The sequence below is a fragment of the Roseovarius arcticus genome (assembly GCF_006125015.1).
Classification (GTDB): domain Bacteria; phylum Pseudomonadota; class Alphaproteobacteria; order Rhodobacterales; family Rhodobacteraceae; genus Roseovarius; species Roseovarius arcticus.
This window is the reverse complement of record NZ_SZZN01000001.1, coordinates 2617659-2639904: the sequence shown is the minus strand read 5'-3', so window position 1 is coordinate 2639904 and position 22246 is coordinate 2617659. Positions and strand designations below refer to the sequence as shown.

The 22246-nt window shown below is 59.2% G+C and carries 17 protein-coding genes and 2 pseudogenes; 9 read left to right on the top strand and 10 right to left on the bottom strand.

The features are described from left to right. Positions 1-30 precede the first annotated feature (30 nt). The gene (gene secD / locus MK6180000_RS12595; protein WP_138935052.1) at positions 31-2493 is read right to left on the bottom strand and encodes a protein translocase subunit SecD; all 2463 of its coding nucleotides are present in this window, start codon (positions 2491-2493) and stop codon (positions 31-33) included. Between the two features lie 399 nt (positions 2494-2892). Then, a complete protein-coding gene (locus MK6180000_RS12590; RefSeq protein WP_138935051.1) occupies positions 2893-3813 on the bottom strand; it encodes a calcium/sodium antiporter in 921 nt (306 codons plus the stop codon). A gap of 238 nt (positions 3814-4051) precedes the next feature. Between MK6180000_RS12590 and MK6180000_RS12585 the strand changes: the two genes are divergently transcribed. Continuing rightward, positions 4052-4357: a transporter associated domain-containing protein gene (locus MK6180000_RS12585; RefSeq protein WP_246040511.1), complete on the top strand. Its 306-nt coding sequence runs from the start codon at positions 4052-4054 to the stop codon at positions 4355-4357. Between the two features lie 142 nt (positions 4358-4499). Here MK6180000_RS12585 and MK6180000_RS12580 read toward each other — a convergent pair whose 3' ends face one another. The 5 genes and pseudogenes from MK6180000_RS12580 to MK6180000_RS12565 all read right to left on the bottom strand — a co-directional run bounded on the left by MK6180000_RS12580 (position 4500) and on the right by MK6180000_RS12565 (position 7625). Continuing rightward, positions 4500-4991 (bottom strand): MgtC/SapB family protein, encoded by a 492-nt coding sequence (locus MK6180000_RS12580; RefSeq protein WP_138935049.1) that lies wholly within the window; start codon positions 4989-4991, stop codon positions 4500-4502. 140 nt (positions 4992-5131) lie between these two features. Continuing rightward, a complete protein-coding gene (locus tag MK6180000_RS12575) occupies positions 5132-5467 on the bottom strand; it encodes a TFIIB-type zinc ribbon-containing protein (protein WP_212751947.1) in 336 nt (111 codons plus the stop codon). A 91-nt stretch (positions 5468-5558) separates the two neighbouring features. Beyond that, positions 5559-5720: a Bax inhibitor 1 family protein gene (locus tag MK6180000_RS20895; RefSeq protein ID WP_281284706.1), complete on the bottom strand. Its 162-nt coding sequence runs from the start codon at positions 5718-5720 to the stop codon at positions 5559-5561. A 115-nt stretch (positions 5721-5835) separates the two neighbouring features. Then, positions 5836-6138, bottom strand: a pseudogene (locus MK6180000_RS20890) (Bax inhibitor-1 family protein); the annotation flags it as partial. A gap of 461 nt (positions 6139-6599) precedes the next feature. Beyond that, positions 6600-7625: an NAD-dependent epimerase/dehydratase family protein gene (locus tag MK6180000_RS12565; protein ID WP_138935047.1), complete on the bottom strand. Its 1026-nt coding sequence runs from the start codon at positions 7623-7625 to the stop codon at positions 6600-6602. Between the two features lie 193 nt (positions 7626-7818). On the opposite strand from MK6180000_RS12565, the gene glmM reads away from it, so the two are divergent. The 8 genes and pseudogenes from glmM (at position 7819) to MK6180000_RS12525 (ending at position 16553) form a co-directional block, all read left to right on the top strand. Continuing rightward, positions 7819-9162: a phosphoglucosamine mutase gene (gene glmM / locus MK6180000_RS12560; protein ID WP_138935046.1), complete on the top strand. Its 1344-nt coding sequence runs from the start codon at positions 7819-7821 to the stop codon at positions 9160-9162. 158 nt (positions 9163-9320) lie between these two features. Beyond that, the gene (locus MK6180000_RS12555) at positions 9321-10487 is read left to right on the top strand and encodes a nucleotide sugar dehydrogenase (RefSeq protein WP_138935045.1); all 1167 of its coding nucleotides are present in this window, start codon (positions 9321-9323) and stop codon (positions 10485-10487) included. Positions 10488-10673: 186 nt separating this feature from the next. Next, the gene (gene rfbC / locus MK6180000_RS12550) at positions 10674-11255 is read left to right on the top strand and encodes a dTDP-4-dehydrorhamnose 3,5-epimerase (protein ID WP_138935044.1); all 582 of its coding nucleotides are present in this window, start codon (positions 10674-10676) and stop codon (positions 11253-11255) included. Then, the gene (rfbB, locus tag MK6180000_RS12545; protein WP_138935043.1) at positions 11252-12304 is read left to right on the top strand and encodes a dTDP-glucose 4,6-dehydratase; all 1053 of its coding nucleotides are present in this window, start codon (positions 11252-11254) and stop codon (positions 12302-12304) included. Before rfbC ends, rfbB begins: the two co-directional genes overlap by 4 nt. A 29-nt stretch (positions 12305-12333) precedes the next feature. Beyond that, positions 12334-13191, top strand: a complete 858-nt coding sequence (gene rfbD, locus MK6180000_RS12540; protein WP_138935042.1) for a dTDP-4-dehydrorhamnose reductase — start codon at positions 12334-12336, stop codon at positions 13189-13191. A 2-nt stretch (positions 13192-13193) separates the two neighbouring features. Further along, a complete protein-coding gene (gene rfbA, locus MK6180000_RS12535; protein ID WP_138935041.1) occupies positions 13194-14069 on the top strand; it encodes a glucose-1-phosphate thymidylyltransferase RfbA in 876 nt (291 codons plus the stop codon). 124 nt (positions 14070-14193) lie between these two features. Then, positions 14194-15615 carry a mannose-1-phosphate guanylyltransferase/mannose-6-phosphate isomerase gene (locus MK6180000_RS12530; protein WP_138935040.1) on the top strand — a complete coding sequence of 474 codons (1422 nt, stop codon included), beginning with the start codon at positions 14194-14196 and terminating at the stop codon, positions 15613-15615. Positions 15616-15706: 91 nt separating this feature from the next. Then, positions 15707-16553 (top strand): annotated as a pseudogene (locus MK6180000_RS12525) (integrase core domain-containing protein). Between the two features lie 82 nt (positions 16554-16635). Here MK6180000_RS12525 and MK6180000_RS12520 read toward each other — a convergent pair. From MK6180000_RS12520 to MK6180000_RS12510, 3 genes are all read right to left on the bottom strand, one after another. Continuing rightward, positions 16636-17937, bottom strand: a complete 1302-nt coding sequence (locus MK6180000_RS12520) for an HlyD family type I secretion periplasmic adaptor subunit (protein ID WP_138935039.1) — start codon at positions 17935-17937, stop codon at positions 16636-16638. Further along, positions 17934-19667, bottom strand: a complete 1734-nt coding sequence (locus MK6180000_RS12515; RefSeq protein WP_138935038.1) for a type I secretion system permease/ATPase — start codon at positions 19665-19667, stop codon at positions 17934-17936. Before MK6180000_RS12515 ends, MK6180000_RS12520 begins: the two co-directional genes overlap by 4 nt. A 188-nt stretch (positions 19668-19855) precedes the next feature. Further along, positions 19856-21421 carry a calcium-binding protein gene (locus MK6180000_RS12510; protein ID WP_138935037.1) on the bottom strand — a complete coding sequence of 522 codons (1566 nt, stop codon included), beginning with the start codon at positions 21419-21421 and terminating at the stop codon, positions 19856-19858. Positions 21422-22246: the final 825 nt, after the last annotated feature.

Genomic DNA, 22246 nt, shown 5'->3' with positions numbered 1-22246 from the left:
GGGGGATTGCGCCCCCGGCGATGTTCGCTTTCAGGCCTGATTGCGCAAAGCATCCGGCATGATCGCAACCTTGTTGCGCTGCGCGAGCCAAAGGAGGACCGGCCCCGCCACAAACAACGAAGACGCGGTGGCGATGGTCACGCCTGCGATCATTGGCCATGCAAACCCTGAAACCGCTGGCCCGCCCCAGATCGCCATCGGCACAATCGCTGCGAGCGTTGTGCCAGAGGTGAAGATGCATCGTGCCAGAACCTGATTGAGGCTTCTGTCGATTACATCTGCCAGGGGTACGTCGCCACCTTCGGCAAGATGTTCGCGGATCCGGTCATAGACCACAACCTTGTCATTGACCGAATAGCCGATCAGCGTCAGCAGGGCGATGATGGTGGTCAAGTTCACCTCCCATCCCATCAGGGCGATGACGCCGAAGGTCTTGGTGACGTCGAGGAACAGCACCGCGATGGCCCCGGCGGCAAAGTGCCATTCGAACCGGACCCAGATATAGGCCAGCATCGCCAATACGGCGAGGCCAAGCGCCAGCAGGCCGGTGGTTGCCAGTTCCCCGCTGATCGTCGGGCCAACAAGGTCGATCTGGTTGAACACCGCACCCGGGATCACATCTGTTGCTGCACGTTCGACAGCGGCAACAGTGGTCTGTCCGACCTCTCCCTGCACCCGGATCAGCGCCTCGTTCGGGTCGCCAAAGGCCTGAAGGCTCGCGTCGCCCGGAACCTGTTGCGCGATGGCGGCACGCAGCTCGGACAACGGGACGGGCGCGTCCGAGCGCAGGACCATCTGCACCCCGCCAGTAAAATCAATTCCAAGATTCGGCCCAGGCATCACGAGCAGGCCGAGCGACCCCAAGGAGAGCACCGCCGAAACCGCAAGCGCCAGACGTCCGCGCCGCATGAAGGACAGTTTCCCCGGCGCTGGCACGCCACCGAACAGCGGCGCGATGTCCAGCCGCTTGAGTTTGCGGCGACGCACCAGTGTCTCCATCATGAACCGCATCAACGCGACAGCCGTGAACATCGAGATGACAATGCCAATGCTCATCGTGACGGCAAATCCCCGTATCGCCCCGGCACCAAACATGAACAGCAACACCATCGCGAGAAGCGTAGTGATATTGGCGTCAAGGATTGTCGCCCAGGCCCGCCCATAACCGAGCGTCAGCGCCTTGATGGCAATCGCGCCCTTGGCGGTTTCTTCGCGGATACGGCTGAAGATCAGAATGTTACTGTCCACCGCAATGCCAAGGCACAGGATGATCCCGGCAATCCCCGGCAGTGTCAGCGTGGCTCCCAAAAGGCCCAACGCAGTCAGCGTCAGCATTACGTTTAGTCCAAGAATGGCGCTGGCCAGAAGGCCCCAACCGCCATAAAGCCCAACCATGATCGCAACCACCAGCGCCAAACCGATGGCGCCCGTGACCAAACCCGCGTGGATGGAATCCGCACCAAGTGCCGCCCCTACGCTGCGTTCTTCGATCACGTCGAGCGACGCAGGCAGCGCGCCCGAGGTCAGCAATACGGCCAACGTCTGCGCCTCTTCCAGCGTAAAATCCCCGGTTATCTGACCGTGGCCGCCCGGAATGGCCTGCCGGATGACCGGAGCGGTCAGAACCTCGCCATCCAGTACGACCGCAAACCTTTGACCGATGTTGGCCGCAGTGATCTCGGCAAAGGCAGCACCACCCTGTTGGTCAAAATCGAAGGTGACCATCGGGCGGCCTGTATCGGGTTCAAACCCTGATGCAGCGGCGTCTAGTCGATCACCCGAGAGTGCGACATCGTCTTGAACCGGAATATCACCAGACCCGTCCCGAAGCGGCAGCAGCGTCACGCCCGGTCCCGGTCCGGGCGCGACCATCTGGAAACTCATCTTCGCGGTCGATCCCAACAACGCGCGCAACTGGGCCGGGTTCTCGACGCCCGGCATCTGGACAAGGATGCGGTCATCGCCGACCCGGCTGATCACCGGTTCGGACACGCCGACCTGATCAACCCGGTGGCGGATCACTTCAAGGCTGGCATCGGCGGCGGCGCTGGTGGCGCGGTCAAGCCCGGACGGGGTTATGGAAAGCTGCACAAGCCCATCAGACAGGTCGACGGTGAAGTCGGGTGGGATACCGGGATGAGTAGTGGCTGACGCCACCGCCTGCAGAGCGGCCAGCAGCGCTTCGTTCGCAGGAGCGGACAATGCGGTGCCTTCGGCCCGGATGGTTGCCGGGTTCAAGCTCAGCCTGCGCATCTCGGATACAAGTATCTGACGCAACTCCTGAAGGCGCAAGGTTGCCAGATCCGCGCGATCGACGGCCAGCAGCAGATGCGCGCCCCCCTGTAGATCAAGGCCGAGTGATACCATCTGGCTGGTTGCCCAAGGCGGCAGTCGATCGCGTATGTCTTTGGAAAGAAAGTTCGGAAGGGCCGTCACAACTGCCACAAGCAGAAGGACGGCATAGGTCATCACGACCCATGCTGGCCGGCGCATTTTCAGTATCCTTTGGTGCCTGAGTGTTCGGTCTGACGTCGAAATGTCAGACCGCAGGCGGTCCCCGAACGGGTGGAAGGATATTGATTGCAGGGGTAGAAACAGATGCCCCAGGTTCCCACGAAACACGCGCAAGCGTTTTTCGTGGCGTAGGAATTTCTGATCCGGGCGCGGTGGCCAGCGGTGTGTCGCCCTCGGGCAATGGCGCGCGGATGAGATGGCTTTGCGGCGTCAGGATGACCTCTGCAAATGCGGTCTCAAGTGCCGCAGCAGGACCATCGTGGGTGACAGATCTTTCCGCCACAACATGATACGCCCCAAAAAGCGCAATCGCCAGCACAAGGAAAAGCCGCGACAGAATCGCGGCCATCCCTCTTGTTGCCCAGCCACGCCCCATTGTCATCCCTGCGCAGCGCAGACATAGGCGAAGTAGCCCGCCAGCATCACGACCCCAATGCCGCGTCCGATCACCGGCCGGGTCAGCAGAAGCCCCGTAAGTACCAGCGACACGGCAATCATCACCGGAAGGTCGAAGGTTAGGAACCGCGATGCCACCGGGATCGGTGCGATCAGCGCGGTGACGCCGAGAATGCCCAGAACGTTGAAGATGTTCGATCCGATGATATTGCCGATGGCGATTTCGGACTGGCGGCGGAAGGCCGCGATCAGGGACGTGGCCAGTTCCGGCAGAGACGTGCCAACGGCAACGATGGTCAAACCTATGAAGGCCTCCGATATGCCATAGCCACGCGCGATCGACACAGCGCCATCCACGAGGAACCGCGCACCTACCATCAAAGCAACAAGCCCGCCTATGATCCAGAGCACTGAAACAAACGTCGATGCTGGCGGTCTCAGGCCGTCGTCTTCGGCCTCTGCCTCACCCGGCTTGAGATATGCCCAGACAAGGTAAGCAACCAAGCCGCCGAACAGAACCAGCCCGGACAGGCGCGTTATCTGACCAAAGGCGAAAATCGGGACCAGCAAAAGTGCCGCCGCCATCATGACCGCCGTGTCACGCCGCAGGGTCGCACCCATGACCTTGATCGGCCAGACCAGCGCCGAAAGGCCGACGATCAGTAGGATGTTGGCGATGTTGGACCCGACGATGTTGCCCAATGCAATATCAGGCACGCCGCGCCAGGCTGCGTCGACTGAAACCAGAAGTTCAGGCGTCGATGTGCCGAAGCCTACCACCGTCAGGCCGATCAGCAGCGGTGGGATAGCCATGCGTCGGGCGATGCCAACGCTGCCTCGCACAAGCGCCTCGCCGCCAAAGAACAGACCGATCAGACCGATAAGCAGGTAAAGATAGTCCAAATCGGTGCCCCCAAAGGGCAATTGATCCGCCCTTCACGAGAAGTTGTGAATGAAGCCGGGCGCTTGCAAGGGAAGCGTAAAGATAATTCACGAACCGACAAATCGTCCAAAAAAATCAAACCTTGAAGAAATGCTGCATTGAGATGACCTCTCATCATAGGATGCGGTGCGGGAGAACATTATGCGTTCCTGCCAAAAATTAAACGCGTATGGCCATTTCGAAGGAATCATTACGCCGATGGACGTTCTGGAAGCCATATCTGGCGATTTCTTGGACGGCGAGACGGATGAGCCAAAAGTTGTGACCCGTGTGGACGGATCCTACCTTGTCGCAGGCTGGATGCCCGTAGACGAATTTGCCGATCTGCTGTCGCTGGAGCTTGAGGATGATCGTGATTGCGAGACGAAAGCCGGATTTGTCCTTGAAAAGATCGGCAATTTACCGGAGGTCGCGGAACGACTTGATCTGCAGAACTGGTCGATCGAAGTTGTCGATCTGGATGGTCGCCGCATAGACAAGATTCTTGTGACGCGCGTGGGCTAAGGTACAAGGCGGTAGCAAGCAGGTTGTCGTCCCGTCACACATTCGTCTGTCTCTCTGCAAACATCACTCAACGCCAACCTTAGCCGCAGAGTGCCCGAATGATCGTGGGTTAGTGGTTAGGAGCGATAATCAGAATGACGTACTACTTTGGAGTGATATTGTCGTGATCGGATGGCTGCACAATAAAGGGCACAACAGCCAGAATGGTCAGCACGATAACCGTTGAAAGGATCGCGGTTGCTTCGAGGCCAAGGCCGACGACTACTCCGATCCCCGCAGTCACCCAGATGTTTGCTGCTGTGGTCAGCCCGAGTATTTTTTGCTGACTGGCACGGACAAGAATTGCTCCAGCTCCCAAAAAGCCGACGCCCTGAACGATACCTTGCAGCACACGCGACATGTCCGAAATCTCCATACCGGCTTGAAGTGGGCCAATAACGAACAGCGCGGCACCGACGGCAACCAGCATATGGGTTCTTACACCGGCACTGCTGGCCTTGCGCTCGCGTTCATATCCAATGACGCCCCCCAGAATTGCGGCCAGCACTAGGCGCAGCACAATGCGCGTGATGGTGGCCAGATCGGGGATGTCGGAAAATTCGACTATGACGGCCGTCCAGATTTCTTGCCACATGGTAGCTTCTTTCCATTATTACAAGCAAAGAGTGTCCGGCTGGATTAACCGGGTTGGCATACCGACCCTAAGGAAATCTATCGTGGATGAACTACAACGCAGCACACCGCCTCCTTTCGAAGGCGGTGTTCATAAGGCGGTCAGTCGAAAAATTCCGAGAAGATCGATTTTTTCCGCCGTCGTTTTTCGTAGCGGTCATCGTCGTCATACTGGTCATCCCGGCGTCGGTCACCGTAGCGGTCGTCATCACCTTTCAGGAGGGATGAAGCCATCCCCATAAGCCCGCCGCCTTCTCCGCGTCGGTCGGAGCCCCTTTGAGGTTCCATCTCCCGCGCTGCCGGTGCGGTGGAGCGTTTGATGATCTTGTCGAGTTCCCCCCGATCAAGCCAGACACCCCGGCATGAAGGACAGAAATCAATTTCCACCCCGCTCCGGTCAGACATAGACAGGCCGGTCTGGCAAACAGGGCATAGCATGGCCGAGACAGTTTCTTGAGTTCGCATGATTGATTATCCTTCCTGCCGTTGGCCAAAAAGGCTCAGCAGCATCTGAAACAGGTTGATGAGATTAAGATAGAGAGAGTGCCCCCATGATCTGTAATTTCCCGAGATCAGCTGTGGCAGACATCCCACCTGCCTCCTGATGCGCCAGATACTCGTTCCGAAGGCGCTGCATGTCCCAGGCGGTCAGGCCGGTGAAGACGATCACCCCGATGACAGAGACGGCCATGGCCAGTGCGCCAGATGCCAAGAACAGGTTGATTATTGAGGCACCGATGATTCCCGATCAGGCCGATCACCGGGAAGCTACCCCAGCCGGACAGGTCGCGTTTCGTCGTGTAGCCCCACAGGGCCATCGTCAGAAAGAGGATGGACGCGCTCAGGAACGCCGTGACGATGCTCGTGCTTGTGAAAACCCGCAGCGCGCTGGCCAAAGACACGCCTATCAATGCTGCAAACCCCCAGAAGAGACCTTGCAGGACACCGACGGATAACCGGTCAAAACGGAATGAGGCGAACATCACCAACGCCAGTGGTGTGAAGATTGCGAGCCATTTAAGCGGTGTGCCAAAGATGAGGGCTGTGACCAGGTCGAAATTTACCACAGCAAATGCAACCAGCGCCGACAACACCAACCCGCCGCCCATGTAGGCAAATATGCCTGTCAGATACTTGCGCAGTCCTACGTCGTATTGACGCCCTTCGGGCGCTACGTAGTCGCGTGGTGGAACAGTTCTTTCCATTGATAACTCCTTCAGTGTGACCCCGAAGGAAAGCGGCTTTTTGATGCTTTGGATGGCGAGCATCGGTTAGTACACTCCCCTTCGGGGGAGCGATCCGACATCACGGCAGATGCTTGCTATGCATCATCCGTCAGAAGGGCCCGGCTCGCATGACTGAAGTGGCTATAGGCCGGAAAAGCTTCAATAGACGAATGTAATGTTTCGCTGTCCAAGCGCGTTTCAGCCTGCCGGTAAAAAAAAGATCAAGAGAAGCTCAGCATCGCAACGGCACCGGCGGCGAAAATAGCAGTGACGACAGCAAACGAGGTAAGACTGACGATGAACCCGCCAAGGAGCCATAGTTATGAGAGCTTGTCACGATGCACTCAGCCCCGACTGGAACCATACTCCTCGCGGTACCAGCGCACAAAGGCGTCGATACCGATCGCTAGGTCCGTATCCGGGCGATACCCCGTCAGGTCGTGCAGCAGTGACGCATCGGCCCATGTGGCAGGCACTTCGCCGGGCTGGGCCTCCAAATAGTTGCGGATCGCAGGCTTGCCCATCGCAGCCTCCACAGCAATGACAAAATCCATTAGGCGCACTTTGCCTGAATTGCCGATATTGACCACGCGCCACGGCGCGACGGGCGACAGGCTGTCGTTTGGCGCAATATCGTCGGGGCTCTGCGGGCGTACTGGCACAGTGTCAATCAACAGGGCAATGCCGCGCACCAAATCGGTAACATAAGTGAAGTCGCGATACATCTCGCCGTGATTATAGATGTCGATGGGGCGACCATTCTCGATCGCCTCGACGAATTTGAACAGCGCCATGTCGGGACGCCCCCAAGGGCCATAGACGGTAAAAAAACGAAACATCGTAGTCGGCAGATGATAAAGATGCGCGTAAGAATGGCTCATCGCCTCGGTTGCCTTCTTCGAGGCGGCGTAGATCGTCATCGGCAAATCGGCCTTATGCGTCTCTGCATAGGGCATTTTAGTATTGGCACCATAGACTGAGGAGGTCGAGGCCATCAGCAGATGTTGAACGGGCAGGGCGCGCGCCAACTCCATCACGTTGAAGGTGCCAACTATATTGCTCTCGATATAGGATCGCGGCTGCTCAAGGCTGTAGCGCACGCCAGCCTGCGCGGCTAAATGCACTATGACATCTGGCGCAAACTCATCCCCGATGCGGGTGAGCAGATCCATATCCTCGATCCGGCCTTCGGTGCAGGCGAAGCCGGGATTCTTAAGAAGCGCGGCATGGCGGCGCTGTTTTAGTTGGACATCATAATAATCGGTCATGGCGTCCAGACCGTGGATCTGCCAGCCTTTCTCGAGCAGCAGCTCTGCCAGATGAAAGCCGATGAATCCGGCGCTGCCGGTAATCAGGATTTTGCGTGTCATACTTTGCTTTCCCACTTTTCGGGGGTTTTGGCCGACATTCCAGCCCATTCGCAGAGCAGGCATACCCAAACTGTCTAGGTATCCGACAAACGAACTCTCGCCAAGTCAAGCTGGGCCTGCCACCCTCGTCAAGACCGCACCATAGCGATATAGACGCTACACTTCAGGCCACCTTCTGCGAAAGGCACCAGACATGACAGCCAAGATCTTCGGCACCGACGGCATCCGCGGCACTGCCAATACCTATCCGATGACCGCCGAAATGGCGCTGCGCGTCGGCGCGGCAGTGGGCCGACATTTTCGCCGCGACGGCATGAACAAGCACCGCGCCGTGATTGGCAAGGATACGCGCCGCTCAGGGTATATGATCGAAAACGCGCTGACCGCCGGGCTGACTTCGACGGGCATGAACGTGCTGCTGCTGGGCCCGGTGCCGACGCCTGCGGTCGCGTTTCTGACACGCTCGATGCGGGCCGATCTGGGCATCATGATTTCGGCCAGCCACAACCCGCACCACGATAACGGGATCAAGCTGTTCGGCCCCGACGGATTTAAGCTGGACGATGCATCCCAGGACGAGATTGAGCGCATCCTGACAGGCCAGATAACGCCCGCCAAGCCGATCAATATCGGCCGCGCCCGGCGGATCGACGATGGCCGCGGCCGCTATGTGGAATATGCCAAAACGACCGTGCCGCGCGCCACCCGCCTGACCGGCCTCAAGGTGGTCGTCGACTGCGCCAACGGGGCCGCCTACCGCGCCGCCCCTGACGTGCTGTGGGAAATGGGCGCTGACGTGATCCCCGTTGGATGCGCGCCCGACGGCTTTAACATCAACCTTGGATGCGGCTCTACCGCGCCGCAGGCGACGGCGGATGCGGTGCGCCATCATGGCGCCGATCTGGGGATTTGTCTGGATGGCGACGCCGACCGCATCATTCTGGTCGATGAGATGGGCCGCGTCGTGGATGGCGATCAGATAATGGCCCTTTTCGCGTGGCAATGGTCCGAGGCAGGCACATTGGCGGGCGACACACTGGTCGCGACGGTCATGTCTAATCTGGGGCTAGAGCGGTATCTGGACGGTATCGGCGTCACGCTGGAGCGCACGCAGGTCGGCGATCGCCACGTGGTCGAGCGGATGCGTGCCGGACGCTTTAACCTGGGTGGCGAGCAGTCGGGCCATATCGTGATGAGCGATTATGCCACGACCGGCGACGGCCTGCTGGCCGGGTTGCATTTTCTGGCCGTCATGGCACAAACCGGGCAACCCGCCAGCACGCTGCTGCACAGCTTTGATCCGGTGCCGCAACTTTTGCGGAATGTGTCGCTCAGCAATGGCGCAGCCCCGCTATCGGATGCCGGCGTGCAGCGCATCATCGCCGATCAGGAAAAGAGGCTAGAGGGTAAGGGCCGTCTGCTGATCCGCCCCTCAGGCACCGAGCCGCTGATCCGCGTCATGGCCGAATGCGAGGATGAGGCGATGCTGCACGATGTCGTGGGCACTATCGCAGACGCCGTGCGCAGTGCAGACTAAGGCGGGCAGGCTAAGGGGGGCGCGCGCCCGTATTTCGCCCGCTCCCTGCCGCGCTCTTGCCAGGATGAGGTTCTAGTGCTCTGCCTTCAAGAGCCCGGTTTTAAGGCAAAGGTTGCGTATATTTAGCGGCCCATTAGTAGTTAGCAGAGAGTGACATCATGAAAATAGCGGTTGCAGGCATCGGATATGTCGGTTTGTCCAACGCGGTGCTTCTGGCAGGTGCCCACGACGTCACCGCCGTCGATATCTCGGTCGAGCGGGTAGAGATGGTGAACGCGGGCCGCAGCCCCATCGTAGACCCTGATATTGAGGTATATCTGGCCAATGGCGCCCGGCGCCTGACCGCCACCACCGACGGCGACAGTGCCTATCAAGGCGCCGATTTCGTCATCGTCGCAACGCCGACGAACTATGATCCGCACTCGAACTACTTTGATACATCCTCGGTCGAGACGGTGATCAGGCAGATCATCGCGGTCAACACATCTGCGACGATCGTGGTAAAATCGACCGTGCCCGTCGGATTTACCCGCGAACTCGGCGCGGCGCTGGGGACAAATCAGATCATCTTTTCGCCCGAATTTCTGCGCGAGGGCCGCGCGCTGCGCGACAACCTGCACCCCAGCCGCATCATCGTGGGCGAGCAGTCAGAGCGCGCCCGCGTGTTCGCAGACCTGCTGCTGGAGGGCGCAATCACCAAGGACGCGCCGGTTCTCTTTACCGATTCCGACGAGGCCGAAGCGATCAAGTTGTTTGCCAACACCTACCTCGCCATGCGTGTTGCCTTTTTCAACGAGTTGGACAGCTACGCCATGGCGGGCGGCATGGACACGCGCCAGATCATCGACGGCATCGGCCTCGACCCGCGCATCGGCGCGCATTACAACAATCCGTCCTTCGGCTATGGCGGCTATTGCCTGCCCAAAGATACCAAGCAGCTGCTAGCGAATTATTCCGAAGTGCCGCAGAACCTGATCCGCGCCATCGTGGACGCCAACCGCACGCGCAAGGATTTCCTGTCGGACCAGATCATCGCGCGGCGCCCGCGCATCGTGGGCGTCTACCGCCTAGTGATGAAGGCTGGCAGCGACAATTTCCGCCAATCGTCGATCCAGGGCATCATGAAGCGGATCAAGGCCAAGGGGATCGAGGTCATCGTCTATGAGCCGACCTTGCAAGAGGATCACTTCTTTGGCTCGCGCGTCATTAGCGATCTGGCCGCGTTCAAGGGCGAGGCCGACATCATCGTCGCCAACCGAGTGACCGACGATATCTCGGATTGCGCGGCCAAGATATTCACGCGCGATCTGTCCGGCGCAGACTGACCGGGCGCGCGCCTGCAATATGCCCATTACAGAGCCGTTCGCGATGCCGCCCCCTGCCGTGCCGCAGATCACCGGCCCGGACCAAAAGGGCAGTTCAGACGCCCCATATGGCGGGTGACAATCGCAGGCGGGATTGCTATCCAGTTTGGCGACTCGTGCAACATACCCCAGCCGGAGAGCCCTGCCTTGCAGATCGAGAAAACCGCCCTTGAGGGAGTGATAATTTTGACCCCGGCGCGTTTCGGGGATCATCGTGGCTTCTTCTCAGAAAGCTGGAGCAAGGCGCGGCTAACTGAGGCCGGGCTGGATCTGCCCGAATTCGTGCAGGACAATCATTCAATGTCGGCGCAGGTGGGCACCTTGCGCGGGCTGCATTATCAGTCGCCCCCCCATGCCCAGGCCAAGCTGGTGCGCTGCGGGCGCGGGCGGCTCTTTGACGTGGCGGTCGACATTCGCCGGGGCAGCCCGACCTACGGCCACTGGACGGGCGCCGAGCTGAGCTTTGAGAACGGGCGCCAGCTATGGGTGCCGGCAGGGTTTCTGCACGGGTTCGTCACGCAAGAGCCTGATACCGAGATTATCTATAAATGCACCGATCATTATGCCCCCGACTGCGATGGCGCGGTGCGCTGGGACAGTTGCGGCATCGACTGGCCGCTGGACGGCGCAGCCCCCGTTCTATCCGCCAAGGATGAGGCAGCGCCGTCTCTGGACAGCTTTGACAGCCCGTTCACCTATGAGGGGCCTGCCAAAGGGTCTACGCAATGAAGCTGCTGGTCACCGGCGGGGCCGGGTTTATCGGATCGGCGGTGGTGCGCCTTGCGGTGGCGCGGGGGCATGAGGTCGTCAACCTCGACGCGCTGACATATGCGGCCTGCCTCGAAAATGTGGCCTCGGTAGCCACCAGCCCGCTCTATACCTTTGAGCAGGTGGATATCCGCGATGCGCCCGCGCTGGAGGATTGCATTGCCGCCCATGCGCCCGATGCCATCATGCATCTGGCCGCCGAGAGCCATGTGGACCGGTCCATCGATGGGCCGGGAGTCTTTGTCGAGACGAACGTAATGGGCACGCTCAACATGCTGCAATCGGCCCGCGCCCTGTGGGAGCGGACGGGCAGGCCGGACACGTTCCGCTTTCACCATATCAGCACCGACGAGGTGTTTGGATCGCTTCCCGCCGACCCATCCGTGCAGTTCACCGAAGACACCAGCTATGACCCCCGCAGCCCCTATTCGGCGTCCAAGGCCGGATCAGATCATCTGGTACGCGCCTGGCACCAAACATACGGCCTGCCGATCCTGCTGACCAACTGCTCGAACAATTACGGACCATACCATTTCCCCGAGAAACTGGTGCCGGTCATAATCCTGAACGCGCTGGCCGGCAAGGCGCTGCCGATCTACGGAAACGGCTCTAACGTTCGCGATTGGCTCTATGTTGAGGATCACGCCGACGCATTGCTCTGCGTTCTGGGCAAGGGCGCGTTAGGCCGATCCTATAATATAGGCGGCGAGAATGAGCGCACAAATCTGGAATTGGTACAGAACCTTTGCGCCATTCTGGACCGGCTGTGCCCGCAGGCGAATGGCGGCTCCTACGCTGATCTGATCACCTTTGTGACCGACCGGCCCGGCCATGACGCGCGCTATGCGATTGATCCCGCGCGCATCCGCGCCGAACTGGGCTGGCGGCCCAGCGTGAGCGTCGAAGAAGGGCTGGAAAAGACAGTGCGCTGGTATCTGGACAACGAGGATTGGTGGCGCCCCTTGCAAGGCCGCGCGGGCGTGGGCCAGCGGCTGGGTCACAAATCATGACTCGAGCCCAAAAAGACAGGAGCCGCACAATGAAAATCCTGCTGTTCGGACAGACGGGCCAAGTCGCCCAAGAGGTGCAGCGCAGGGCAGGGGATGCCGTGCTAGAGGTGCTGGGCCGCGATGTGGCGGACTTTACGGATCCCATCGCCTGCGCCGCGCATGTCGCCAAAACGGACGCGGACGCAATCATCAACGCGGTTGCCTACACCGCCGTCGACCGCGCCGAAGAGGACGAGGCGGCGGCGATGTGCGTCAACGCAGATACCCCCGGTGCGATCGCGCAGGCAGCCGCCGCGCGCGGTATCCCAATGGTGCATATCTCGAGCGATTATGTGTTCGACGGGGCAGGGCAGGTGCCCTTTGCGCCGAATCATCCCACCGCCCCCTTGGGCGCCTACGGACGCACCAAGCTGGCGGGCGAGGCGGCAGTGCGCGCCGCGGGCGGCGTCCATGCCATCTTGCGCACGTCGTGGGTGGTATCGGCCCATGGCAGCAATTTTGTCCGCACGATGCTGCGCCTCAGGGCCGAGCGGGACGCGCTGAATATCGTCGCCGACCAGATCGGCGGGCCGACCCCGGCGGCGGGTATCGCGGATGCCTGCCTTGCCATCGCGGGCCAGCTTATTGTGGCACCGACCAAGGCGGGCACCTATCATTTCTCGGGCGCGCCCGATGTCAGCTGGGCCGATTTCGCGCGCGAGATTTTCGCGCAGGCGGGCCTGCCTTGCACAATCACCGACATCCCCAGCAGCGCCTATCCCACGCCCGCGCAGCGCCCGATGAATTCGCGGCTGGACTGTAGCGCGGCCATGGCCACCTTTGGCATCCCCCGCCCCGATTGGCGCGATGGGCTGGCCGACATTCTGACCGATCTAGGAGCATCATAGCCATGACGCAGCGCAAAGGTATCATTCTGGCAGGCGGGTCGGGCACGCGGCTATATCCGGTGACGCTTGGCGTGTCCAAACAGCTCTTGCCGATCTACGACAAGCCGATGATTTACTACCCGCTTACGGCGCTGATGCTGGCGGGCATCCGGCAGATCGCGATCATCACCACCCCGCACGATCAGGAACAGTTCCGCCGCACACTGGGCGATGGCAGCCAATGGGGACTGGAGCTGACTTATATCGTCCAGCCCAGCCCTGATGGATTGGCCCAGGCCTATATTCTGGCCGAGGATTTTCTGGCAGGCGCCGCCAGCGCGCTGGTGCTGGGCGACAACATCTTCTTTGGGCATGGCCTGCCCGAATTGCTAAGCGAGGCCAGCAAGCAGACTGTCGGCGGCACCGTCTTTGGCTACCGCGTGGCCGATCCCGAGCGCTACGGCGTCGTTGATTTCGACGAGACCGGCCGCGCGCGCGCAATCGTGGAAAAGCCGGTCGTGCCGCCCTCATCCTACGCGGTTACCGGGCTCTATTTTCTGGATGGAACAGCGCCCGCACGCGCAGCCCAAGTCAAACCGTCCGCGCGCGGCGAGCTGGAGATCACCACCTTGCTCGAGATGTATCTGGCCGACGAGCAACTGAGCGTAAAACAGATGGGCCGGGGTTATGCGTGGCTGGATACCGGCACCCATGGCAGCCTGCTGGATGCCGGCAATTTCGTGCGCACGCTGGAGCAGCGGCAGGGATTGCAGACCGGTAGCCCCGATGAGATCGCCTATAACAAGGGCTGGATCAGCGCCGAACACCTGCGCGAGCGGGCGACGAAATTCGCCAAGAACGATTACGGCGACTATCTGCTAGGCTTGCTCAAGAGCTGATAGCGCCGCGCCGGCGTGCAGTAGACTACGGGGGCGGACCATGACAAGATCAAGGCTCCCGGCGACCATCCCTTGGGACACCCGGCTTGGGTTCACCTTAGAAAGACACTGAAAAGGTTGTGTTATGATTCATCCAGTTCTTTTGTGCGGCGGGTCAGGCACCCGGCTATGGCCATTGTCGCGCAAGTCATACCCCAAGCAATTCGCGCGGCTCATGGGCGACGAGAGCCTGTTTCAGGCCTCCGCCCGCCGCTTGTCTGGCGAAGGCTTTGCCGCGCCGCTGATCGTGACGGGCGATCCGTTCCGTTTTATTGTGACCGAGCAGTTGGCGCAGGCCGCGCTGGCGCCCCAAGGCATCCTGATCGAGCCTGAGGGCCGCAACACCGCCCCCGCCGTGCTGGCCGCTGCGCTGTGGCTGGCCGAAACAGATCCGGCCGCGCTGATGCTAGTGGCGCCCTCGGATCATGTCATCCCCGACGCAGACGCCTTTCGCGCCACCATCACCGCCGCCGCGCCGCGCGCGCAGGCCGGTGATCTAGTGACGTTCGGCATCGTGCCCAACCACCCCGAAACCGGGTATGGCTATCTTGAGCTGGCGCCCGGCGCCGATGCCAGCGCGGGCACCCCCCAAAGCCTTGCTGACTTTATTGAGAAGCCGGATGCTGCGCGCGCCAAAGACATGCTGGCGGCCGGTAACTTCCTCTGGAACGCAGGTATTTTCCTTTTTACCGCCAAAACCGTGATAGAGGCCTACCGCAAGGACGCGCCCGAAATGCTGGACGCGGTAGGCAAGGCGCTGGCTGGTGCCAATCGCGATCTGGGCTTTACGCGGCTGGAGCCGGATGCGTGGGCTAAGGCCGATGACATCTCGATTGACTACGCGATCATGGAAAAGGCGGACAAGCTGGTCGTCATGCCATTTGCCGCCGGTTGGTCTGATCTGGGCGGCTGGGATGCGGTCTGGCTAGAATCCGGCCCCGACGCGCAGGGCAACGTCTGCTCGGACCACGCCATCGCGATTTCCTGCGAGGATACACTCCTACGCTCGGAGACGCCGGGGCTGGAGCTGGTCGGAATCGGGCTAAAGGATATCGTCGCCATCGCGATGAACGATGCGGTACTGGTCGCGCATAAATCTGAGGCGCAGCGCGTCAAGGAGGCTGTGATCGCACTGAAGGCGCGCGGCGCGTCGCAAGCGGTGCAACTGCCGCGCGATTACCGCCCCTGGGGCTGGTACGAGAGCCTCGTCGTCGGCGGGCGATTTCAGGTAAAGCGGATTGTGGTCAATCCCGGTGCGGCGCTCAGTTTGCAAAGTCATCACCACCGCTCGGAGCATTGGATAGTGGTCGAAGGCACTGCCCGCGTTACGGTGAACGAGGACGTCCAACTGCTAAGCGAGAACCAATCTATCTATATTCCGCTCGGTGCTGTCCACCGGATGGAAAATCCCGGCAAGTTGCCGATGGTCCTGATCGAGGTGCAGACCGGCAGTTACCTCGGTGAGGATGACATCATCCGATACGAGGATGTCTATGCTCGTAGTTAAGGGCTTCTGAAGCGGACCTAGCAAATATCGATCCTTAGCTTATTCGAGAAGCCCGTCACCTCAAGCCAGTAGCTGTAGATATGCCGAGGAGATCGGCCATGTCTCCAAAACTTGCCACTATTTTGGGATCGGCCGATCCAGCTTTCCCAAAATGGCACGCCAATCGAACGCCGCCTGAACGAGAAGAGAAAGTCCTTTATCTTCGTCGCAAATATCATCTCGGGCCGATGCGGATCGTTTGGTATCTGGAGCGCTATCACGACATTAAAATGTCTGACGCCACAGTTTCGCGCATCTTACGGCGCAATGGCTTAAACCGACTTTCTCGAGGCAATCGGATGCGCAAGGTTCACACAAAGCGCTATGAAAAACAGGTTCCGCGTCATCACATCCAGATGGATGTTAAGTTCCTGACCTTCAAAGGCAAACAGGGGGAAAGGTTCGCCGTTGTCAGTATACAGCCATCGATGATGCAACGCGGGTTCGGGCGTTGAAAGTATACCAGAAACATGCCCAGGCCAACGCCCCCTCTCGGGACATTGCTACGCAATGCCCTGCCGGGCAGTAATCAATTTCGTTGATCATATCACTGAAAAGTTCCCATTACGCATCCGCGAAATCATGACGCCCTCTCATTGATTGCTTTGCAATCAACTGCAGCGGACAATGGCCATGAGTTCCAAGCGAAATTCCATTGGTATGTCGAGGATCTTGGCATCCGCCACGCCTACATCAAGCTTGATACGCCCCAGCTGAACGGCAAAGTGGAACGCTCGCATCGGTCGGATGGACAGGATTTCTATCAACTGCTTAGCTACAAAGGCGATGTTGATCTCAAAGCAAAACTCGACGATTGGGAGTGCTTTTACAACTTCCACAGACCGCACGGTGCGCACAATGGAAAGACGCCTTACGTAGCGCTCAGAGAAAAGCTATAATCAACAAATAGGATGTCCCGCGAGCAACCGCACCTTACAGCCTCGACAACGCAACAGTCCGGAGGCCGGAACTTTGTACTTATCAATTCCGGAAGGCGCGCGCGAAATAGTCCGCCAGGGGTTTCACGAGATACGCGATGGGGGTCATATCACTAGTGCGGAAAAACGCCTCGACCGGCATGCCGGGGATCAGCGCCGTATTCTCGGGAAGGCGGCTGCGCTCTTCATCGCTTAGGATGATGCGGGCGCGGTAGTAGCTGGCGCCGGTTGTTTCATCGCGGAAGGCGTCGGCGGAAACCTGCACGACCTCGCCCACCAGTTCGGGCGTCTTGCGCTGGTCGAGCGCCGAGAACCGGAGGATAACGTCCTGTCCCAGATGCAAAAGGTCGATATCGGTGATCGGCACCTGCGCGGTGATCACCTGTGGGCGGTCCTGCGGAACGATGTAGAGGACCGGATCGGCGGGACGCAGAACCGACCGGGGCGCGAAGACCTGAAGGCCGAAGACCACCCCTGAAACCGGTGCGACAATGTCGAGGCGGCTGAGCTGTTCAATCAGGGCCACGCGCTTCTCACGCAACTCCAATTCGCGATATTGCAGGTCACGCAGGGTGGTGATGGCCTCCTCACGACGCATCGCGCCGAGCTTCAACAGTTCGATGTCGGTTTCGGTGACGCGCGTCTTGGCCTGTGCTTTTTGAGCCGTCAGTTCGCCCAACGTGCCTGCCATGCGGGCCTCTTCGCGGCGCAGGGCCAGCAGCCGCGACGCCTGCGTCAGCCCCTTGTCCAGAAGCGATTGTTGCGTGTCGCGCTCTTCAATGATGAGATCGCTCTGCTGGCTCAGCGCGATTTGCTGAGCCTCGATGCCCTTGATCTGGTCGGTGATCTGCATACGGCGTTTGCCCAGCTGCTCCGTCTCATTTGCGGCCGTCTCGGCGCGAGCGGCCAAGAGGCGGGTTTGGCCATCCATCAACTCGACTGCAACGGGGCGTGTCCCGGCCATCTCATGCAGCAGCGGATCGAAGGTGATCTCGCTGCGGTCGTCACGCTCGGCCTCAAGGCGTCCGCGTCGGGCCATCAGTTCAAGGAGCTGGTTTTCGGTGATGGTTAGTTGAGAGGCCAGTAGTGTCGGGTCCAGCCGCAAGAGCGTGTCGCCTGCCGCGACGCGCGCGCCCTCGGTCACGAGGATCGCCTCGACCACGCCCCCATCGGGATGCTGTACGACCTGCCGGTTCTGGTCGACCTCGACCTGCCCCTGCGCGATGACCGCCCCGGCGATACTGGCAAAACCAGCCCAGACACCGAAGCCGCCAAGCAGCACTACCAGCCCCGTGACCCCGACTGTTATTGGCCAGCGCGCAGACCATTCGGATTCGTCACTCACTGCACGCCCCCCTGTCCGACCGATTGCAAGATCTGGGTGCGGTTGCGCACAACCTCGCGCAGCACCCCATCCTTGGGGCCGAAACTCCGCACCTGCCCGCCTTCGAGCATCAGCAGCAGATCGCATTCCTTGATCGCAGCGGGGCGGTGGGCCATGATCAGGATAGTCTTACCGGCTTCTTTGAAAGAGCGGATGGCGACGTTGACGGCCTCGCTGCCCTCGTTGTCGAGATTCGAGTTCGGTTCGTCCAAGACCAGGATAACCGGATCGCCATACATGGCCCGCGCGAGGCCAATACGCTGCATCTGACCTCCGGACAGACGACCGCCTCCGGCGCTTATCTGTGTATCATAACCTTTGGGCAGTTTAAGGATCATTTCATGCGCATCGGCGCGCTGTGCTGCTGCGACGACCTGTTCGGCATCCGGGGAGGCTGAGAGGCGCGCGATGTTCTCCGCGATGGTTCCGGCGAAGAGATGCACGCGCTGTGGCAGGTAGCCTATGTGCTGGCCCAGCGTATCCGGCGCGAATTGATCCAGTGTTGCACCGTCCAGCCGGATCTTGCCCGCGATGGGCGGCCAGAGACCCGTGATTGCCCGTGCCAATGACGATTTGCCAGCCCCGGAGGCACCAATTACGCCCAATGCCTGACCGGGCTTCAGCGCAAAGGTGACGCCCCGCAGGGTGGGCTCGCGCTCGCCCGGCGGCACCACTGTGACGCCTTGGATCTCAAGCCGCGCCTTTGGCTTGGGCAGAGCCGTCCGCGCAGCTTCAGGCGGCACCTCGGCCAGAAGGCGGCCGAGACTGGACCAGCCTTGCCGCGCGCGCTGTACCATGGACCATTGGCCGACCAGCTGTTCGACCGGCGCCAGCGCACGGCCCAGCAGGATCGAGCCCGCGATCATCGCGCCCGCTGTCAGCTGATTTTGCAACACCAGCCAAGCGCCGAGGCCCAGCATAGCTGATTGCAAAAACAGGCGGAACATCTTGATCGATACGGTAAAGGTGCCGGCCCGGTCGGCCAGTCCGACCTGCTGCGTCAGTGCCTGCGCGCGTGTTGTCTGCCAGCGGTCGAAGGCTGCGCCCCGCATGCCCATCGCCTGTACGGCATCAGCCTCGTTCCGGATTTCGCCAGCCATCAAATCGGCGTCGACACTGGCGCGGCCTGCCGCCTGCGCCGACCGCCGCGTGACCAACTGATTGAGCACCGCGAGCAAGATGAGGATCGCTCCCCCACTGAGCGCGAGAACTCCCAGCCATGGATGAAAAAACCAGATGGTCGCCAGGAAAAGCGGTGTGAAAGGGATATCAAACGCCGACGTCAGAACTGGCGAAGTCACCAGCTGTTGCACCGATTGCAGATCGCTCAGCCCGGTGGCGCTGCCCTGATCGGGACTGCGTGCGGACTTGCGCAGCACCGCGTCGAACGCTCGGCGCTCCAGCGACGACTGAAACCGCGCCCCGACCCGGCCCATGACGCGACCGCGGGAGAAGTCGAGGATCCCCATCATCGCAAAGAGAAACGCCACCAGCAGTGTCAGCGCCACAAGTGTTTCGACCGATCGGCTGCCCAGCACGCGATCGTAGACCTGCAACATGTAGAGCGGCCCGGTAAGCATCAGCAGGTTCACAAAAAAGCTGAGAATGCCAACGAACCAGTAGAGCCCGCGCGATGCGCGGCGCGCCGTGCGCAATTCGGGAAAGCCGGGCCTGAGGGGAGGGGACCTCATCGTAGACGAAGGTGCCGCCGTGGTGGGTGACTGAGCGGTCCCGGACATGCTGGTGTCGTTTTGCAATATTCGCCGACACTTATCTGTCGGGATGATAAGTGTCGGCGTCGGTGGAATACGATGAGCAATGATCAGAATGTTCCAACTTTTTTGGCTTCCAAGAGACTTATTTCAGCAGATCTAGTTGTTCAGAATACAAAGTCGTCAGCGCTGAGATCAGCCATGAGAACATCATAAATTCTAAACTGATTGCCGCCGCCCGTATCTATGACGAGGTCGGGACCTACGTCAGTTGCATGGTTGGCAATTAAGTCGGTAAAGCTGGTGATCTTGGAAATGTCAGACAAATCGATAACCTCACCAATTTCCGAGACATTGAAATCTCCGATTTCATCGCTTCCGTCACCGTCTTTAAACACGAATCTGTCGGCGCCGCTCCCGCCCCACATAGTGTCGTTTCCGCCGTCACCTTGAATGCGATCGTCTCCTTCATCTCCCTCTAGGAGGTCATTATCGGCCCGGCCATAGAGTTTGTCGTCACCCTCGCCACCTAGAATGGTATCATTTCCATTGGCCCCCGAGAGCGCATCATCCCCAGCTTCCCCATAAAGCAGGTCGTTTCCGTTTTCTCCCTTTAGTATATCGGCTCCATCCCCGCCGTGAAGCGTGTCATCGTGACTTCCTCCGCGTATCTCGTCGTCACCTAAACCTCCGAGTAGGCTGTCTGCACCACCGTTTCCGTAGATCAAGTCGTCTTGGTTTCCGCCAAAGATGTCATCGTCGCCGGATCCACCTTTAAGCGTGTCATTTCCTGACCCACCGTCCAATGTGTCATTCCCGTCCCCTCCAATTAAGGAGTCATTTCCACTTCCACCCCAAAGCCTGTCGTTTCCAAGCTCTCCGTGTAATGTATCGTGATCGATTCCGCCTGCAATTAAATCATTTCCATTGCCGCCATAGATCAAATCGTCGCCGGTCGCACCATCTACGATGTCGTTTCCGTTGTCTGCAAAAATAGTTTCATGTGCACCACTTGCTTCCCCGTCGATATTCCCATTCACATGACCGCGAATATACTCTGATATCTTCCATCCGTTAAAATCATCATCACTATGTTTGACGACCCGAATTCGCAGATCCAAATCATCGTAGAAATCAAAAGGAACAAAATTAACTTCGTTAAGGTATATAACTTCTGTGAGATCTGAGGGGCTTGGAACATTTATAAAGTGGTGTTCCGTGCCGCCATTTCGCGCACCATCTAATGCATAGAAAACGTTGTCACCAATCTGCAAGAAATGCTGAGGCCCCAGCCCCAATACATCGGCACTATTCGAAGTGCCGGTAGACATGTGTTCAACAACCCGAACTATTATACTACTTCCATCTGTAAGAGCTATCGTTGAGGGCAGATTCTTCAAATCAATGACTTGACCTTCAATTTTGATCACATCCCGGCTTGGCTCAAAATCATTTAAGCGACCAACCACAGGCGAATTGACTAGATGGACGTTCGTAAAATTGAACGTATCCGAGCCTTCACCACCATACGCATGATGTCCTTGTCGGCCGCTGTTGTTAGTCAAATCCAAAATGAAAGTGTCGTCCCCAATTCCACCGAACAAATGGACTTGTCCACTTTCCGCTACCGACGCTTCAAGTGTATCATCGCCGTCACCACCACTGAGACCCTCCGTTCCCGTAGCTGCAAGATTTTGATATCCACCCGTCGAGCGCACGCCTGTTGTTGCCATCTCATTTCCCTTCTTAAATGTTCGATATGTAGATTTGTGATAACAACAGGAAAGCGCAACAACCTGTACGTGTGTATCATCTAACTAATGATACTAAAGGTTGTATATTTTTGCAATGCTTTGTTGCGAAAGTGGCCGTCTGATGAGGATTTGTGCTGAAGATTCAGTATGATAGAATGCACAGATAAGACTCTCCTGAGCTATCGCACAAGGAATTGGCCTGCGTAAAACAATGCCCTGAAGCCTATTCGGCGGGACCGAAGAAGCCTTCTGCGACCGGCATGCCTCTGCTGGTGCGTTCATCGGTGGCGTCCAAGTATTGATCCTGTATGACAATACAATGATCACGATGACGAAGATCCTTGGCTCCTCTTGGGCATATAAGAACAGGCACTGCCGGGCATTGGACGGTACCCGGTTACGCATGTGGGTCTTTTCAGAGTTGCAGTTGTACTACTTGTTTGGCGACAAGTTCGGTAGGCCCGGCAAGGGCAACGATAGCGGCAACGTCAAAGGTGTAATCTGCTGGCCGACAAGCGATGCGCAGCGTCGATGAGAGGCGGCTTTGGGCGGCGGAACTTTCTCGTGCCTGCGTCCAGGTTTGGCAGCTTCGATGAGTTGAACGTCTGGCTGGAAGCACAAGACCTGAACCGCTAGAATGATACCGGCGGCGATGGTCTTCGGGTCCGGGAGCTATTGATCGGGCAGCGCACTTAAGCGTTCGATGCGCGTCGTGCTGAAAGCACGCCTTTGGCTTGACGCTAGGTCACCTGATGGAATTCGGCGAGGTGGTTCCACAGGGGGCACCGAAAGCGAAGCGTCTGA

Excerpts from the sequence above, each read along its gene's own strand:
- secD (WP_138935052.1), bottom strand. The coding sequence starts at position 2,493 with ATGCGCCGGCCAGCATGGGTCGTGATGACCTATGCCGTCCTTCTGCTT.
- MK6180000_RS12585 (WP_246040511.1), top strand. The coding sequence starts at position 4,052 with ATGGACGTTCTGGAAGCCATATCTGGCGATTTCTTGGACGGCGAGACG.
- MK6180000_RS12580 (WP_138935049.1), bottom strand. The coding sequence starts at position 4,991 with ATGTGGCAAGAAATCTGGACGGCCGTCATAGTCGAATTTTCCGACATC.
- MK6180000_RS12575 (WP_212751947.1), bottom strand. The coding sequence starts at position 5,467 with ATGCTATGCCCTGTTTGCCAGACCGGCCTGTCTATGTCTGACCGGAGC.
- MK6180000_RS20895 (WP_281284706.1), bottom strand. The coding sequence starts at position 5,720 with ATGGCCGTCTCTGTCATCGGGGTGATCGTCTTCACCGGCCTGACCGCC.
- MK6180000_RS12565 (WP_138935047.1), bottom strand. The coding sequence starts at position 7,625 with ATGACACGCAAAATCCTGATTACCGGCAGCGCCGGATTCATCGGCTTT.
- glmM (WP_138935046.1), top strand. The coding sequence starts at position 7,819 with ATGACAGCCAAGATCTTCGGCACCGACGGCATCCGCGGCACTGCCAAT.
- MK6180000_RS12555 (WP_138935045.1), top strand. The coding sequence starts at position 9,321 with ATGAAAATAGCGGTTGCAGGCATCGGATATGTCGGTTTGTCCAACGCG.
- rfbB (WP_138935043.1), top strand. The coding sequence starts at position 11,252 with ATGAAGCTGCTGGTCACCGGCGGGGCCGGGTTTATCGGATCGGCGGTG.
- rfbD (WP_138935042.1), top strand. The coding sequence starts at position 12,334 with ATGAAAATCCTGCTGTTCGGACAGACGGGCCAAGTCGCCCAAGAGGTG.
- rfbA (WP_138935041.1), top strand. The coding sequence starts at position 13,194 with ATGACGCAGCGCAAAGGTATCATTCTGGCAGGCGGGTCGGGCACGCGG.
- MK6180000_RS12530 (WP_138935040.1), top strand. The coding sequence starts at position 14,194 with ATGATTCATCCAGTTCTTTTGTGCGGCGGGTCAGGCACCCGGCTATGG.
- MK6180000_RS12515 (WP_138935038.1), bottom strand. The coding sequence starts at position 19,667 with ATGAGGTCCCCTCCCCTCAGGCCCGGCTTTCCCGAATTGCGCACGGCG.
- MK6180000_RS12510 (WP_138935037.1), bottom strand. The coding sequence starts at position 21,421 with ATGGCAACAACAGGCGTGCGCTCGACGGGTGGATATCAAAATCTTGCA.